A 14,203-nucleotide genomic window follows, 5' to 3' on the forward strand; every position below is an offset into this window, starting at 1 on the left:
CTATTGGTGCCTAATGAATTTTGATTGGATTATATGGCCGTATTGAGAAAACAGATACACGTGCAAAGTTATGTTTTCCATGTCTATTTTATAATTGTGATCTTAATTCACGACGCGAAATGAATAGGAAATTAGCGTTCGCTCTCAAGCGTGACTTACTATCAAAATCAGGCAAAAAGTTAACCAAAATCTATTTTTTGGAGGTCACTCGCAACGATTTAATCAGGATTTAACCCTGTTCATATAAAAAGTTTGCACAACGTAGACATTGGGCTGGAATGCCAACTTATATAATGCGGGCTTACATAAATAGAGGTTATTTTTATGAAATTAAAAACAGTGTCAGCTTGCGCAATCTTGGTTTTGCTTGTCGGATGTCAGCAAAAAACTCAAGATGAAGCGACACAGCCAACAACCTCGGCAGATGTATGTAGTACACAAGGAAATATGCCAGGTGGGTGGAACGAATTCGATGCTACCCCAGACGCTCAAAAGGCAATGGCCTTTGTCCTAAACAAAATGGAAACTCTCTCTTCGTTTAAACAGATCTTGTCCGTTCATGCACAAATTGTGAGTGGTGTGAACTACGCGATAGAGTTTGAATTGAATGACGGCTCAGTTTGGAACACGGTTGTTTACCGCAACCTTGATGGTGAGTATGCGATTACGCAGTCACCGAAAGAAGGTCGCTTCTGCGAACAATAAATGCTTCGAGACTGAGAACCAAAAAGCCCCGCTATTTTACACCGTAATCTAGCGGGGCTTTTTGTTTATCAATGTTTACCAGTACCGTTGACCGTTACCGATTAAGAATCAAATGCCATCTGAGACTTCACAGAAACTGTAGAACCAAGTCGCGACGGTTCAACATCAATGCGCTGCGCCATTTGCTCTTTCAACTCAGATACGTGAGAAATCACGCCAATCATGCGACCCGTTTGTTGTAAGTCGACCAAGGTTTGAATCGCAAGATCCAAAGATTCCGGATCTAAGCTGCCAAAACCTTCATCAATAAACAGCGTATCCAAGCGAATACCGCCACTGTAAGACTGCACAACATCAGAAAGACCGAGCGCTAATGCCAACGCGGCCATGAAAGACTCACCGCCTGATAATGTCGCGACATCGCGCGTTTTACCTGTGTAGCTATCCTCTACTACCAAATCCAAGCCTCGCCCTGCTGCACCTTTAAAGCCTTCGGTTTTACGAGCCAAGATATAGCGGCCTTTACTCATCAGACTTAAACGCTGTGAGGCTTGAATCAGTACATCGTCTAATAACACACCAAGGACAAATCGGTGCAGACTAATACGGCTACCCGTTTTACCGCTTGCAACGTCATACAAGGTGCCAAACACTTTATATTCGTCTTCTAACTTAGTGTTCTTATCATGCAACGTAGCGATGTCATTGCGAACTTTCTCTAGACGTTCAAACAAAGAGCGCGTGCTATCAAGCTGATTACGTGCTTCAACGTAACTTTGCTGAGTGCTGTTTAACTTAACGTTAAGCCCTTCTAAATCCGGCAACGCCAAGTCTTTCAATGTTGAACTTAAATCTGCCAATGTTTGTTCTAGCTTGATTTGAGTCTGTTTGAACGCATCAATTTCTTGCTGCCAAACCTGCATCTCGGCTTCATCCACTTTACATGCTAGGAATTGCGCTTCGTCCTCGAATGCACTAGCCTGCAACGCTTGCGCCCAATCAGTTTTGGCTGTGTTCAAACGCTCTAGTGCCTCATTCAACCACTGTTGATTAGTTGTCAGTTGGCTTTCAATATTGGTCTTCGCCAGTACAGCTTGTTGCAAATGATTTTGTGCAGTATCTAATGAAGTATTCAAATCCATAATCTGCTTTTGAATCGCAACAATGTCTTGTTCAAGAACTTCAAGAGATGAGTACTTAGCATCTAACGAAGCAGACAGTTTAGCCAGTTGCTCTTGGTTCACTTTTATCGTCGATTCATTCGCTGCCATCTGGTTTTGGAGATCATTGATCTTACCTTCCCCAGTAACACAACGCTGGTTTAACTCATTGACGCTTTGTTCCAACTGAACCAAGTTAATCGATGACAATTGCTGTAGACGTTCATTGAGCTGCTGCATGGACGCTTGTAAAGCGCTTAAATCCATTGACGCGTTATGACCGAGTTCAACGGATAGTTGCTCAATCTGCTGCTTGTATTGTCCGACTGCGATATTGTGCTGCTCCAACTGATTGTTCAATTGGTTAAGTACAACTTGCCCTTCTCGCTCCGTGTTTCGAGCACGCTGAACTTGCTCTTTTGTTACCTCTTCACCAACAAATTGAGCGGGTTGAGGGTGTTCTACACTACCGCACACCGGACACATTTCACCGGCTTGTAAACGCTGAGCCAATACAGCGGCTTGAGCATTGTGCCAGCTCAATTCAAGTGTATCTGCTGAGCGTTGATGCTCTGCGTATCGCGCTTTTGCTTGGTCAACCGAAGCTTGTTTGCTAGGCGTCAATGCATCCAATTTCGCTAGCTCTTGGTTTAAGCCTGTTAGCTTCTGTAGGTCTTGCATCAAACGTTGTTGCTGTTTTATCTCAGCCTCTACACTGCCAATACTTGCAACATCGACTCGAGCTTTATCCAGTGACTTCTGACCTTGTTGCGCCTTTAGCGTTAACTTCTCTTTCAGAGCGATATATTTCTTAAGCGTTGCCTCAAACTCTGACTTTTGCGTCAAACCTGCGTTAATGGCTTTCTCTAGCTCTGACTTTTCAACCAACTTTCCTTTCATACCTTCAAGTTGGTATTGCTGCTCTGTCAGTTTTGGCAATTGTGCAGCTTGTTCTTTCGCGGTTTGCAATGCGCCTTCTTTGGATTTTACCGCGTCATTTGCCACAGTAAGATCTTGAGATAGCTTAGCCACCTTTTGCTCAAGTTCTTGCGTTTGCTTTGAGGCATTTTGTAACGTGACATAAGGCAACTCAACCTTGCTTGCCTTCTTCGCATTGTCTAACTGCAATTGACGTGATGAGACAGCATCGCTCTTTTCCAAATGTTGCTTCAAAGCAATTTCGGCGTGCTCGCGCTTTTTGAACTCATTACTCAGCGCCTCTGCTTTTTGCAGTTCCGTTTTTACCGCATTTAATTGAGCCAGTGATTCTTGCTCTTGCTTTTGTACAGATTCAAATTGAGAAGATAACGCTTCACGCTGCTCTGTTAACTCCACTTCGGAAGAAACACCAGCCACCTGCAATGCGCCTCGAATTTGGTTATCAAACTCGTCTTTGGCTTTGCTAATGGCACTCGCTTTGTCTTTCAGTGCGTATTCAATCTTCTTGTAGATATCCGTTTGGAATAACTGACCAAAAATCTCTTCCCGCTCTTTGGATGTCGCAAGTAACAACTCTCGAAACTTACCTTGTGGCAACACCATCACTTGGCGGAACTGAGTTTCGTTCAAGCCAATAATGTTGGCCACTTCCGTCTTTACTTGCGTTGTTTTGCTAGTGATGAGCTTTTCTTCGTCCGTAATCTCATACAAAGCTGCGGTATGCTTACGCACTGTCATGCCCTCACCACGCGCCTTTGGTGCTTCTTGTTCTGGTGAGCGAATCACTCGATAAGACTTGCCGTGCAAAGAGAACTCTAGCGTCACTTCGGTCAATAACGTTGGCGCTGCCATATCGCAACGCATTTGAATGCCTTGGCGCTCGTTACCCGTTGTTTCACCATAAAGCGCAAAACAAATCGCATCGAGAATCGAGGTTTTACCCGAACCAGTAGGACCGTTGATAAGAAACAGAGGGTTAGTTCCCAGCTTGTCGAATTCAATCGTTTCTGTTTGAGCAAACGGACCAAAAGCCTGCATTGTCAGTTTAATGGGTTTCATGTTTGGTCCTTACTGAGCTTGCTGAGAAAGTTGTTTGATGATGTCACTGATTGCTTGATCTTGTTCTTGCGATAATTGGCTGTCTTGCGCTTCCGAAAAGAAGTCTCGGAACATGTCTATCTCACTTCTCGCCAATTTCGCTTGCGCCATTTCCTGCTCGACACCAATTAACATGCCCGGTTTTTCTAGGTGTAAAACATTCGGGTAAACAGTACGTAGCTTTTCCATTGGGTTTAAGATTGCGTGCTTATCCATCAAACGTACCAACAAGTAGTCTTCGTTTTTCGGATCGGTTTTGCCCTGCTCTATTACTTGTTCAAGTTCACCTTCAACGATTCGCATCTCATGAGGTGCAGCAAGGTCAACATGCTCGGCCGAGAAAAACCCATTTTGGTCGATTTCCACCAGCGTGAAACCTTTCTTTTGGTTTTGTTCACCAAAGCTGTATTTCATCAGTGAACCAGAATAACGAATGTATTCTTCGCCTTTTTTCTGTGGTTGATGCAAATGCCCCAACGCTACATAGTCAAAGTTGAGGAAATGCTCGTGACTGACGCGGTCAGAACCACCAATCGAAAGTGGACGCTCAGATTCAGACTCAATGGCACCATCGACAAAGCAGTGGCTGACTAACACGTTGCGTTGCTCTGGTTGGAACTGCTCAGTGATTTTTTCGGCAAGTAACTTGTGCGCTTGATCGTGGGTCGAGACGGGTTCTTGGTAGGCAAAACGGACTTGCTCAGGGTCGTTATAAGGCATGCCATAAAAAGCCACTTGCCCTGCGCTTTCGGTTTCAATAACAACAGGGGTAAGCATGTCTTCGAAGTTACTGATAATGTGAAGGCCCGCATTTTTCATCTGTTCAGAGCCAAATCCCAAGCGCTCAGCACCGTCATGGTTGCCAGAAATCAAAATCATCGGCGTGTTTAGCTCACCACAGATTCGCTTCACTACTTTGTTAAGTAGTTCAATCGCGATGGTTGGTGGGACAGAACGGTCGTAAATATCACCAGCAACAACCACTGCATCAACAGGGTTGCTTTCAATGTATCGGATTAACTGGTCAAGAACGGCTTGCTGATCGTCAAGCAAAGAGACGTTATGAAACTGTCGGCCAAGGTGCCAATCTGAGGTATGGATAAACTTCATTCGAATTCACTTTCTGCCATCTACATGGCGCTATCTTATTATCCCCCTAGGATATCGTGAGTTCGTAAGCTTTTCATGTGGTTTGTGTGACCAGCTACTGTAACGAATCAATTTTTCTGTCTAACCACGTGTCTGGCCAATTACTCTTAATTGTTTCATGCCTTGCCACCCAACAAGACATGAAAACATCCAAAGTTAGAGTCTTTTTATCTTTTCCAGTAAAGGATCATTACCTCCGGTAACTTCAACTTTAAAATCAGCATAAGCTTCTTCTAAATCTTTATACTTTCCTAAAGCCCCTTCCACAAATAAGTAACCACATGGAACATCACTCCATCGGAGCGGAGATGTTATTTCACCTGACATCGCACTCTCTAACAGTTTCCTTAAGCTACTTTGCGCTTTTGCTGCCGTAGGATCTGACTCAGAGTATCGTTTGAGCAGGAACCACAGTCTCTTAGCTTTTCTTTTTACAAGCAAAAGCTTCATAAAGGTCCCCTAATTAAAGTTGATTCAAATGAGTAGAGAGTTAACGAACACAAAAGGGGTTAATTAAGAAAAAGAGCTCCTACATACCTTCTCAATTGACTTTCTTCATGTATTGTTTTTAATTTTTACGATAATAACTCTGAATAAATCTATACTTTGGCCCAAATCCCTCTATACGGAGGATCTGGTCTAACTAACCGCCACATAACACGACTAGTCCCGCTCAAGTACCAATATTCCTCTAAACCCACCGGAGAGTATGGATTTTGAACCTCGACCTGTATGAAATCGTCAGACAGGTCTAAAGCTGATTTTAAAAGGTCAAATTCAACTAAGTCGTTAAATACAACTGATTCTGAAGGAATTCTGTTCATTGCAGTACGAGTCTAGATAAATGAACCTCTATCCGGAACGCGTTATCACAAATAGCGTGGAAAGAGCGCTTGGGACTACTCAATAGTACAGCGATAATTTCCTGGGGCGCTTAAACTTTCACACATTTAATACAAACAGCAACGACTAAAACAAAGACACTGAAACGTTAGCGAAAGGTAAAAACTGCCTTTCAGAATTGCAATTTCTTTCTCTTGGGCAGACAAGTAGATAGAGCTAAATCGAACGAATAATTACGGTTCCCATTCCAAAGTCAATTTCGTCGAGTTGTTCGTTTAAGACTATCGAAGCAGGAAGTTCAAATTTATCTCGAATTAGTTCAAAGTCAATCTGCTGTTTAAGAATTGCAAAGTATCCTGTTGGATTACTCCCCCATCTGTAATCGGTTGCCAGTTCATTGCCATTTGCTAGTAGTAAATCTAAAACTCCATCCAAGATTTTGTACTTTGGCTGTCCAGAAAAACTATTCACTTCAACTTTAACTTTAGACATATAGCTCACTCTCATTTTCTTGGTAACCACTCGAATAAATATACTGGACTCTCAGTATTAGTCATAGGGTATGCTTTTACACCTGGCTTACCTTGTTCATCTACTGGTTTAAGGTTATTAAAATAATTTTCTTTTAGGAACACTTGCGGTAAAGCTCTATGCCCATCAGGGTTAAGGTGTTGGTTCGCAATAGTCCTTCCAAAAGCGGCTTCACCGTATGGGACTTCCTCGTTAACTTTGAAGTATTGAACGTTAGGCCTGAAATTCGGATATTTTGAACTATCAATTTGAAGTCCTTGGTTCAAAATATTGGCATCAATATTACCGTCTGGTAAGGTGGCCCTTCGAATAGCACTCGGAGTAGTAAAATAACTTCCTCCTGGTCCCAAATCAGCATCAAACACAACCTGTGCCAACACTCGACCTTCTTGCAAAGTAATTGGCCTCATTGGGTCTTGTCCGATATACGGGAACTGAGTTTGCCAACTCCTCGCAAGTTCAACAGCATTACCAACCTCTTTTTCGGCTGTTTCGCTATGAACTTTCTCTACTAGTTTTTTTGAAGATTTTACAGTTTCCGGTAACTCGTCAATGACTTTCTCTGCATATCTACCAGGTATTGCAGAGATGGCTATATTTGTTGCGCCGGCAACCGAAGGATTATTAATAAACGCTTTACCAGCATCTATCATATCTTCTATTCCTTCGACCATCATCGACATTGGATCGATATTGACAGGTTTAAGTCCCTGTAATGTTGGATCTGCGATGAGCTCCTCAATCGTAGGTCCAGTAATATTAGTTACTGATTTTTCATACACTGCTCTCTCAGGCGAATTATCATTTTGTCCGGCAAAAACTGTCGGTGTATCTTCTTTTGCACACAACCCCAAGGGGTCGACCCAAGAAACTGGATTTGGGGCAAATTGATAGTGGTTGGTTCCACCAAGCAGCCCTAGGGGATCGGGTTGGATAAATCGACCTATTTGAGGGTCGTAGTAACGTGCTAAGTTGTAGTGCAGACCAGTCTCAATATCGAAGTACTGCCCCTGTAAGCGAAGGTTGTTTTTAACCGTCTCGATTTCAACGTGAGCAAATCCAAATGTATCGTATGTTGCTTGCCAAACTACCTGCCCATTCGAGTCCACCAAACGTTCTGGGGTTCCGATTTGATTACATTGGTAAAAATAACACTCGCCGTTTTCAATAAGAGCCAGTGGAACAAAACTGTTTGGTTGATATAGATACCACCGATAACCTGAACGAAAATACTCGCCGACCAAATGACTTCCTTGCCAAATAAATTCGGTGGTCCCGTTTTCGCTGATTTTCTTCGTTCTTCGACCTAGCGCATCATATTCAAATTGACATAAATGTCCTTCGCTTTCGACAACAATCAGTTGCCCTTTAGCATCGTAAGTGCAGTACTGCTCTAGTCCATTGCCTTGACTACTGGTTCTGTTTCCTAGTTCATCGTAGTCGTACCTAATGCCATGGTATTCAATAAGACGGTCATGTTTTTGCTGCACACTTTCGTCATTAAAGTTGCCAAAGCTGTCATAGACGTATGACTCTTCAGAGGTTTCTGTCTTTACTCTTTCTAAGTGACCGAGCTCATCATATTGATAATGTTGAGCTCCCTTCTCACTGTCGATGATAAGCGAAAGAAAATGCTGTACGTTGAAATGGTATTTACGCTCGAAACCAGTCCACGTTTGGCGCTTCAAGCGACCTATTCCATCGAACTCTCTTCGTTCTTTTCCCGCGCTATAAGTGATTATCGATAAACGTTGTAATTCATCGTATTCAAACTTAATTGACTCTTCTCTTTCAGAGCCGTTTGAATGAATAATTAACCCACATACCGTGCCAAATTGGTCATGCTCATATAGCACCTCTGTGCCGTCGTCATAACGTTGAGAGCGTAGTAAACCGTTATCTTGGTAATGATTGACGAAAGAAAAGCGTCCCTGCTCTTCACTTACCAATTTTGTACCTAGATACGTATAGGAAACGTTCGAAAAGCGGTTATGCGCGCGGATTAACTTGCCGCCTAAGGTGTGTTGGTAATGGTCCTCAGCACTACGATTTTTACCATGGGCTTTCACCCTAGCGATACGACCAACTTCGTCATACTCAAAAGAGATGCGACCACTACAATGCAAGATTTCACTTAATCTTTCAGCGCGGTCATAGGTGTAGTTTGTTTGCAATTGATCGAAGCTAATTGTCTGGCTGATCTGGCCATCTGGAGTGTATTCAAACTCGTATTGGCAACCGTCAGAACGCTTGATAGATATCAGTTTCCTTTCCGCATCGTACGTGAAGGAAAAAGAGCTTTGATCTGGTTTAACAATTTCCGTTGGTTGAGCAAAGTTCCCCCAAACAATTTGGGTTGTCCCTCTTGGCGTATGAACCTGTTTAACTCGCCCAACTTCGTCATATTGGTAGCGATGCTCCCGAGACGTGCCATCTTCTGAGCTTTGTAAGTATAGGCGTGTGAGTAAGTTGCTTTCGTTGCGCTCAAATCCGCTTATAAGGCCATGTGGGTAAGCGACTCCGTTCACTCGATCGCGCTCGTCATAGCTATAGCGAATCAAGCTTTGATCGACTTTTTTTGCTAACAGCTGATGCGAGTCATTCCACCACCATTGTGTACGAGATCCAGTATCAGCACTCTTTTCTACTTGTCTGCCATATTTATCAAATACGGCGCGTTCTTGAAGCCCGTTACTGTGTTGGTGCCTTACGAGCTGACCAAGTGCATTGAACTCTTTAAACTCGATTTCACCGTCAGGAAATTGATGCTTAATGCATTGACCAAATTCATTGTACTCAAAACCCTCTGTAGCCCCCGACGAGTGTGTGTTTTTCTCGAGCAAACCAAATGGGTTGTAGCTATGATGGGTGTATGTCTGATCTGCATTGATAGTACAAACTAATCTACCGAGTGGGTCGTACTCAAATGCCCTACATCTCGATTCAGGGCTTATGATCTCAAGCAACTTTCCTTGCTCATTGTGTTTATAGTACCAACAGTGTCCAAGTGAATTTCGGTATTTGGATTCGGTCCCATCAAACTCAAACGAGTAATCATAAACGCTTTCATCCGCCCAATTTTTCATGCATTGCGCATCAGGCCCTCGTCCAGACCATGTAAAGTAGTGAGAAAGTCCGCTAGCTCTCGTACGTTTGACAATTAGGTTTGTGTCATCGTATTGGTATTGTTCGATTAAACCGTTTTCATTCTGAGCAGCTATCAATCGCCCATCAACATCGAAATCGTACTTGGCTAGCAAATGTTGAGTCTTTGGGTTTCTAATCTCTATTAATTGGCCTTGATGGTTGTATTGGAGCTCAAGCTGGTTTTGTCGGTTGACGCATATATGGGTGATACGGTGATTTCGAGAGTATTCGAGATTTACCGTTTTCATATGACCTAGACGGATTTCAGTGGCAACCCACTGCTCATTCTTTAAGAAAAACTTGATTTGAGCTTCATTGCTTAACGTAACTAATCGATAACCGCTGTTATGATACTGGCAACTCGCACCTACATAAGTTTGGTAACTAATTCCACCTTTGGCGACATTAGGAAATAGGATTGTGTCCCCCATTTCGTCGATGAACAGCCACCCCGTCACATTAGATTTTTCATCCAATACGTCTGTTAGCTCATATTGAAAAATATGTCTCCAACCAAAACCAAGAGTGGTAGAAGAATCGCACAACGATGAGCGATACGTTCGTGACCAAACCAATCCATTCGGCAGTCCGACATCAGACAATGAGAGATTTTCTTCCCCTGTGACCATGGAAACAGGATCGCCTGCTTTTACGTGCCTTTTGCTACTTTCTTCTTGAGGAGCACTATTACTTGCGACAGTGTTGGTACCTGAATGAGTAGCTTTCGAGTTATTACGCTCAACCTTCGCCAGTTGGTTTATGACTTGGGAAGGTATGTTGGCCGATGGGTAAAATGTGCTTGGCGCAGTCTTAGGCAACTCAATAGCAAAAAGGATATTTTCTTGTAATCCTTGAGCAATAATTTGAAGAAGTTCAGACTTAGTCTTTGTCTGGTATTCATGTGAAAAAGTCGCACTCATGCTTGTCCATGACGCAATCTCACTGAGCTCCTCTAAATCGGAAAAATGAAATTGCTCAATAAACGCTTCTGCACTTCGAGCGGTTGCAAAGCTTTGTTCCGAGCCGGTACTAAGTCGCTGCGTGGAAAAGTAAAACGTGATTCCGTTTAAAGATGTGAGTTTGACAATCCTTTGTATATTCATTTTGTAAGTTACTCACTACCCCAGCGGTAAGTGGCACCAACGGCATACCCACCACACTCAATATCAAGCTGAATACCTGAATAATTTTTATCGTGTGTTTCTTTCGGCTGCAAGCAAGCACAAATCGCCTTCAACACCCCTCCACTCGCTCCCAAAGAGCCAGTCGTGGTACCTATTAGCCGATAGGAGGTGTCTCTATTAACCCAAGGAGAAAGGAATTGAATTGAATCCAGCCACACAGGCTCATCGCCTTCGGCTGACAACATCAATTCATCTAGCTTCTCTACACACGACTTTCCAAGTTGCTTAACGACATGTGAAACCGCGGTGTTGTTATTATCGAGTTGAAGATCAATTGCGATCTTATTGAAGATAAGTCCTTGCTTTTGCGCAGAGCAACGCGCGACAACTAATGAGTCATGCTCCCCTTTAGCATCGGCAACATGTAAAGCGACAATCCATAATGGTTTAGTTTGTTTTACTGCTCGTTGGATGCGACTCAGCGCCATCAAAAAAGACGCGTTCCCATACGGATATAACGCCAAATGTTGTGGTTCTACTCGTTGAAGCACCGAAAGAAGCAGCGTTGTAATACGTTGAAGCTCAACCTTGTCCGATAGCTTTGGTAACAGAAGATAAACTTGCCCTTCAACACCACATTCAGACAGTGCTTTCGAATAGTGAGTTAATCTGTCATAGGCAGGTAGGACTGAGCTTTCCCTGTCTTGTGGAATCAGTTCGTTTTTTTCTGATGGCCTTAGCGTATTGTTTGCCAATTGCTCTACAGAAAACGCTTGATCGCCCAGCATACAAAGTTGGGATTGAAACAATAGCGCCATTTACCCACCAATTAATATTGCTGAGTTACCAGAAACAATTTTACCGCCATGCGCAGTGGAGTCTCCCAGCCTAGCCGCAGGTTTTCCGTTGATTTTGACGCTCGAAGACCCGGATGAAATAGTGTCTGGAGGCCCCACACAAGAAAGCTTGTCTCCCTGACGCGCAGCCGGAATACCTGAAATCTTCACGTTTGGAGAACCGACAACAACAGGACCACCTACATGAGGGACTTTGTTTGTTTTTTTGGGGCACACATGGTGACTCCCCAATACCGCGACTGGTTTACCCATATCTGCTCACCTTTAGTTAAGAGAAATTTGACCAGCTTTAAGTGCTATGGCTGAACCATTAATAGAGATCTTGTTGCCTTTAATGTTGATCTCGCCAGAACTCGACATTTGTATGGACGCCGCTCCTACCTTTATTTCAATGCTCTTACCCGCTTTAACGACAAGAGCTTCACCGATATCAACCCCTTGGTTCTTGCCTACTTTCTGACTCGCGTTATTACCAACCTCTTGCATGAAATCATTGGTAATCCTTTCACTTTTATTGTTCTCTACAGCAATCTCGGCATTGTCTTCCACCACCATTTGAAAGAGTTTCTCAGCATGCAAATACACATGTTCTTCGCCGGGTTTGTCTTCAAAACGTAGCTCGTTGAACTTATCGCTACCTTTTTGTACTGAACGGGACTTATAGCCGCTTTGGGAAGCTTGAGCAGGTAATTGATAAGGTGTTAGCTGGGTACCGTTATAAAGAGCCCCAGTTACGATTGGCTGATCTGGGTCTCCATTTACAAAATCGACGATAACTTCTTGTCCGACTCTTGGATGGAATACACTCCCCCAGCCATTGCCAGCACTGGCTTGAGCGACTCGAATCCAACATGAACTGTTCGCATCATATTGACCTTCACGATCCCAGTGGAACTTCACTTTAATTCGGCCAAATTTATCGACGTAGATTTCGCCATCTTTGTTTCCTGTCACAATTGCGGTTTGCAAACCTCTAATCTGCGGTTTAAACCTCCGCATTTTTGGGCGCAGAATGGTGTTTGAGTCAACGCAATGAAACGAAACCCTCACACCTTGTGACGATGTACCTCCCTGTCCCGTTTGGTTAAATACCGCAGCAGAAAGTGCGACAGAAGAAAGCACATACTCTTTTCCTACTCGAGTCTTATCCTCATGCTTTTTAAATTTAAATAGTTTGCCGACAGCAAACGTTCTGCAGCTCGATTCACCACTGCATTGATAAACGTCTTGCTGAAGTGATTCGATCGCGTGTGTATTTCGCAACACAAACCCATCGTCAGTTTCAACTTCAGCTAAGTATTCGTAGTGCTCACTATTTGGCACCGAAAACAGTTGTGCAGATCCACTAGTAAGATTCTGTGGAGGTGATAAAGGCTTGAGCATATTAAAGCCGGACTTGTGTGCGACTTTTGTCGTCAGTATTTGCGTTTCATTCCAAGAGTAAATGTGGCTTGCTTGACCTGTTCCCGTCGTATGTTCGACAAGAAACTCTGAACCAGGTATGTAAAAGTTAAGATCATCAAACAATTCCAGTATGTGTGCTGAATTTGTATGTGAGAAGCAGTAAGCAATCCCTTCTTCAGACAGAAGTCGTTCAACAAATGCCAGATCAGATTCTTCATATTGAACTTTATAAGTATATTTAGAGTACGACTTGGTAAGCTTTAGGCTAAAGCTTACGTCATGCTCAGATAATACTTCCGACACAATTTCTTTAATGTCTTTGTTTTGAAAAATACGGGAGTGGACTCGATAATCGGCAAAGCGAACTTTAGGCTCAATAAGTAAATCGATATTTCGATAGTTTTCACCTTGATGAGCAGTGGTCACCCGCGATCCTGCTAACTTAGCTCGTGAAACGACACCATGAAAGTAACGAGGTTGAAAGCTAACACTTGGATCATTGTCCATAGCGATAACAACCTCTTTTCCAATAATATTATTGAGCTCTTCATGTTGCCCGTTGAAATAAGCTTGCGCATGTAATGAAAAAAGATCTGATACTTTTTCCTTATATTCAAATGAATTTAGAATAATAGCATCTGTACCAAATGGTGTAGAAATACGAATAAAATTATTTTTCTGTGTCGCTTTTTTCATTAGATACTTCTTTATAAAATAGCGGGAAGCGTTGACTTCCCGCAATTCAATTACATTTGTTGACCTTTCACACCGCTGTAGCCATATACTAATGGTGCAGATGTGTTGTTCTTATCGTCAGTTGGTGTCACTGTCATCATCATTTCAGTGTATGAAATAGTGATAGTTTCAATTGGGCGGTCATCTTGAATTGACACTGAATAGTTTGAAATCATTGCATCTGTAAGCTCGATTTTCATGATTTCTTCCACTTTCTCACCTTGCTTGGTGATGTGGAATACAGCTGGTTTACCTTTACCAATGGTCGCTTCTTTAAATAGATCCGGTGACGCGCGGTCTTGAAGCTTAGTGATTGTCAGGTCGTATAGACGTGTTGCACTTGCTTCACGGTCCATAGCAGTACCAGTGAATGATGAAATTTCACGACCAACACTCCAATCTACAGATAGTAGTGTAATTAGATCCTTGTACTGCTCAGCAGTTGCTTCACCTTTAATATCTGCATATTTAAGATACGTGTTAGACTGCATGCTAATCTCCTATAGCATTA

At 42.9% G+C, this 14,203-nt stretch carries 10 protein-coding genes; 1 reads left to right on the forward strand and 9 read right to left on the reverse strand.

Annotated features, from left to right (window positions below):
• Positions 1-324 precede the first annotated feature (324 nt).
• Positions 325-705 carry a cystatin domain-containing protein gene (locus A9237_RS21655; RefSeq protein WP_032802381.1) on the forward strand — a complete coding sequence of 127 codons (381 nt, stop codon included), beginning with the start codon at positions 325-327 and terminating at the stop codon, positions 703-705.
• A 101-nt stretch (positions 706-806) separates the two neighbouring features.
• Here the strand turns inward: A9237_RS21655 and A9237_RS21660 are convergent, their stop codons facing one another.
• The 9 genes from A9237_RS21660 to A9237_RS21700 form a co-directional block, all read right to left on the reverse strand.
• Positions 807-3,863 (reverse strand): AAA family ATPase, encoded by a 3,057-nt coding sequence (locus A9237_RS21660; RefSeq protein ID WP_078609633.1) that lies wholly within the window; start codon positions 3,861-3,863, stop codon positions 807-809.
• 9 nt (positions 3,864-3,872) lie between these two features.
• Positions 3,873-5,012, reverse strand: a complete 1,140-nt coding sequence (locus A9237_RS21665) for an exonuclease SbcCD subunit D (protein WP_078609634.1) — start codon at positions 5,010-5,012, stop codon at positions 3,873-3,875.
• Between the two features lie 195 nt (positions 5,013-5,207).
• The gene (locus A9237_RS21670) at positions 5,208-5,501 is read right to left on the reverse strand and encodes a hypothetical protein (RefSeq protein WP_039839155.1); all 294 of its coding nucleotides are present in this window, start codon (positions 5,499-5,501) and stop codon (positions 5,208-5,210) included.
• Between the two features lie 609 nt (positions 5,502-6,110).
• Positions 6,111-6,386, reverse strand: a complete 276-nt coding sequence (locus tag A9237_RS21675) for a hypothetical protein (protein ID WP_078609635.1) — start codon at positions 6,384-6,386, stop codon at positions 6,111-6,113.
• Positions 6,387-6,397: 11 nt separating this feature from the next.
• The gene (locus tag A9237_RS21680; RefSeq protein ID WP_237358461.1) at positions 6,398-10,675 is read right to left on the reverse strand and encodes an RHS repeat-associated core domain-containing protein; all 4,278 of its coding nucleotides are present in this window, start codon (positions 10,673-10,675) and stop codon (positions 6,398-6,400) included.
• A gap of 8 nt (positions 10,676-10,683) precedes the next feature.
• The gene (locus A9237_RS21685; RefSeq protein ID WP_078609636.1) at positions 10,684-11,514 is read right to left on the reverse strand and encodes an NAD/NADP transhydrogenase beta subunit; all 831 of its coding nucleotides are present in this window, start codon (positions 11,512-11,514) and stop codon (positions 10,684-10,686) included.
• Positions 11,515-11,805 (reverse strand): PAAR domain-containing protein, encoded by a 291-nt coding sequence (locus A9237_RS21690; protein WP_078609637.1) that lies wholly within the window; start codon positions 11,803-11,805, stop codon positions 11,515-11,517.
• Between the two features lie 12 nt (positions 11,806-11,817).
• A complete protein-coding gene (gene tssI, locus A9237_RS21695; protein WP_078609638.1) occupies positions 11,818-13,653 on the reverse strand; it encodes a type VI secretion system tip protein TssI/VgrG in 1,836 nt (611 codons plus the stop codon).
• A gap of 50 nt (positions 13,654-13,703) precedes the next feature.
• On the reverse strand, positions 13,704-14,183 hold the full coding sequence (locus tag A9237_RS21700) for an Hcp family type VI secretion system effector (RefSeq protein WP_005426862.1): 480 nt from the start codon (positions 14,181-14,183) through the stop codon (positions 13,704-13,706).
• Positions 14,184-14,203: the final 20 nt, after the last annotated feature.

The organism is Vibrio owensii (assembly GCF_002021755.1).
GTDB lineage: Bacteria > Pseudomonadota > Gammaproteobacteria > Enterobacterales > Vibrionaceae > Vibrio > Vibrio owensii.

Coding starts and splice junctions, on each gene's coding strand:
- A9237_RS21655 (WP_032802381.1), top strand. CDS start 325: ATGAAATTAAAAACAGTGTCAGCTTGCGCAATCTTGGTTTTGCTTGTC.
- A9237_RS21660 (WP_078609633.1), bottom strand. CDS start 3,863: ATGAAACCCATTAAACTGACAATGCAGGCTTTTGGTCCGTTTGCTCAA.
- A9237_RS21665 (WP_078609634.1), bottom strand. CDS start 5,012: ATGAAGTTTATCCATACCTCAGATTGGCACCTTGGCCGACAGTTTCAT.
- A9237_RS21670 (WP_039839155.1), bottom strand. CDS start 5,501: ATGAAGCTTTTGCTTGTAAAAAGAAAAGCTAAGAGACTGTGGTTCCTG.
- A9237_RS21675 (WP_078609635.1), bottom strand. CDS start 6,386: ATGTCTAAAGTTAAAGTTGAAGTGAATAGTTTTTCTGGACAGCCAAAG.
- A9237_RS21680 (WP_237358461.1), bottom strand. CDS start 10,675: ATGAATATACAAAGGATTGTCAAACTCACATCTTTAAACGGAATCACG.
- A9237_RS21685 (WP_078609636.1), bottom strand. CDS start 11,514: ATGGCGCTATTGTTTCAATCCCAACTTTGTATGCTGGGCGATCAAGCG.
- A9237_RS21690 (WP_078609637.1), bottom strand. CDS start 11,805: ATGGGTAAACCAGTCGCGGTATTGGGGAGTCACCATGTGTGCCCCAAA.
- tssI (WP_078609638.1), bottom strand. CDS start 13,653: ATGAAAAAAGCGACACAGAAAAATAATTTTATTCGTATTTCTACACCA.
- A9237_RS21700 (WP_005426862.1), bottom strand. CDS start 14,183: ATGCAGTCTAACACGTATCTTAAATATGCAGATATTAAAGGTGAAGCA.